Raw genomic sequence first — 2,531 nt, 5'->3', positions numbered from 1 at the left:
AGACACCACCAGGCAACAGCCCGACACAGCCACTACCAACGACGGGCCGCCGACGAATCCGCTGGGTAGATCACGAAACCGTACTGGAGTACTAGTACTGCAATCACAGTTACTGATAGGGCAGTTGTGAGCTCTGTCGGTGACTGTGGTTGTGTTCTGCCGTGTCTGTAGATCTTGGGGTGGGGCAGATCGAGGCCTGGCAGGGGATGCTGTCCGGGCTGCATGTGCGGTTCGCTGAGCGTTTTGCCAGGTCCGAGCCTCGGGCGCGTGCCCTGACGTATATGGCGGGGTTGATCGCTCCGCTGGAACGGAAAAACGGGTGGACGTTGGCCGAGCGTGCGGGTGAGGGGCATCCGATCGGGATGCAGCGCCTGTTGGGCGAGGCGGGCTGGGACGTGGACGGTGTCCGTGACGACGTGCGGGACTTCGTCGTGGAGACTATCGGTGCCAAGGACGGGATCCTGATCGGTGATGACACCGGTTTCCTGAAGAAGGGCACGGGGTCGGCGGGTGTCCAGCGGCAGTACACCGGGACGGCGGGCAGGACGGAGAACGCCCAGGTCGGCACGTTCCTGGCGTATGCGTCGGCGAAGGGCCGGGCGCTGATCGACCGGGAGTTGTATCTGCCGAAGTCCTGGACGGATGACCGTGAGCGGTGTCGGGCGGCCGGTATCCCGGACGAGGTGCCGTTCGCGACGAAGAACGAGCACTTCCGGTGGATGCTGCAGCGTGCGATCGATGCCGGGGTGCCGTTCGCGTGGGTGACCGCGGACGAGGCGTACGGGCAGGTCAAGCACCTTCGTGTGTGGCTGGAACAGCGTGGGGTCGGCTATGTGCTGGCCACCAGGGTCAACGACACCGTGATCACAACCGGTTGGCGTGAGGTCCGGGTGGACGAGTTGGTCGCCGCCTTGCCCCGGCAGGCATGGAAGCGCCTGTCCGGTGGCCCCGGCTCCCACGGCGAGCGCGTCTATGACTGGGCCCGGGTGGCGATCCGCCCCGTGTGGGAGGACGGTGTCGGCCACTGGGTCCTGGCCCGTCGCTCGGTCAAAGACCCCACCGACATCGCCCACTACGTCTGCTACGGCCCCGTCGCCACCCGCCTGAAGGATCTGGTCAAGGTCGCCGCGGCCAGGTGGGCCATCGAGGAATCGTTCATGCGACACGAGGCTGCTTGAGCTGAGTGAACTCACTGAGAGGAGGTTCCTTTGAGGAAGGTGTAGTTCCGGGCCAGTGTTCAGGGTCTGTCCCCGCTCCGGCGTGCGTTCCTGGTAACGGGAGGGTGCGAAGCCCGGGGGAAAAGCCCAAGGATTCCCGTTCCATCCGGGAGTTACAGGCAAGGGGAATGAGTGGACGGGTGAATGCGAATGAACCCTTGGCTATGCCTCGTAACTTCGACCCCCGCCGGTGGGATGTGTCAGCGGGGTACAGGACTGGCCGTTGAGAAGCGGCAGGCGCCGGCTGGAGAGAACGAGTCAGCCGGGAGAACACCGCCGTCCCGGGGTAGAGAGGGCACCCAACCCGCTCATGCAGAACGTGGAAACCCCGCAAGAGTCCCGGTCGCTTCGTGCACCGGGTAGGCCGACCGCAAGGAACGCTCAACTCTCTGGCGGGAACAGGATGGCCCAAGAAGCGAATGCCGGTGACCGAAAGGCAGCAGGAAACCGGGACGGAAACGTCGGCCACTCCGCCGCCCGTCCCGCATAACTGGCCGGATAGGGTCCGCGTGACCCGGCCCGAAAGGGTGCTGACGTGGGTCAGGTGAGCCCGCGAGGTAGACGATGACAAGGACGACGGAACTGAAGGACACGTTAGACGCCGGGCCACCGTATGGCGGCAGGGTGAACGGACCGGAAGACGAACTCCCCGACTGGCATGAGATCGACTGGGATGCCGCCGAGGAGAACGTACGTCGTCTGCGCCAGCGCATCTTTGCGGCGTCGCAGGCAGGGGACCTGAAGAGGGTCCGCAACTTGCAGAAACTACTGACTTCGGCTCGTTGGGGTGAACTTTCTCGAAGTCTCTGAGGGGCTCGGTGTGGTGGCTGTATTCGGTGGTGGGTGAGGTATGCGGATGGGGGCGGGCTGACTGCTGCGGGTCGGCTGCGCCGGGAGTCGGTACGGCTGCAGGCGGCTGAGCTGTTCGAGCACGGCATCAAGCCGCTGGAGGTGGCACAGCGTCTGCGGGTGAGCCGGAAGTCGGCCTACCAGTGGCACCAGTTGTGGCGGGAGGGTGGTGTGCGGGCTCTGGCTTCCCGTGGCCCGAGCGGATCGCGGTGCCGTCTGTCCGAGCCCTGTCTGGAGAAGCTGGCTGCGTATCTGGAGCAGGGTCCGGCCGCGCACGGCTGGGTGGAGGACCAGGTGTGGACCGCGGCAAGGGTCGCCACGCTGATCGGCAGGAAGTTCCACGTCTCCTACAGCGTCTCCGGCGCGACGAGGCTGATGCACCGGCTCGGTTTCAGCCCGCAGGTCCCCGTGCGGCGGGTCGCCGAGCGCGACGAGCAGGCCGTGACCGTGTGGAGGGAGGCGACC

At 65.8% G+C, this 2,531-nt stretch carries 1 protein-coding gene and 2 pseudogenes; all 3 read left to right on the top strand.

Annotated features, from left to right (window positions below; genetic code table 11):
* Positions 1-206: 206 nt before the first annotated feature.
* Positions 207-1,172: pseudogene (locus tag AB0E67_RS36395) on the top strand (IS701 family transposase); the annotation flags it as partial.
* Between the two features lie 609 nt (positions 1,173-1,781).
* Positions 1,782-2,000, top strand: a pseudogene (locus tag AB0E67_RS36390) (reverse transcriptase N-terminal domain-containing protein); the annotation flags it as partial.
* Positions 2,001-2,084: 84 nt separating this feature from the next.
* A partial coding sequence (locus AB0E67_RS36385; RefSeq protein ID WP_362035140.1) for a winged helix-turn-helix domain-containing protein occupies positions 2,085-2,531 on the top strand: 447 nt, incomplete at its 3' end.

Source organism: Streptomyces sp. NPDC032161, from assembly GCF_040636995.1.
Lineage (GTDB): Bacteria > Actinomycetota > Actinomycetes > Streptomycetales > Streptomycetaceae > Streptomyces.
This window is presented reverse-complemented; position numbering and strand designations above follow the sequence as displayed.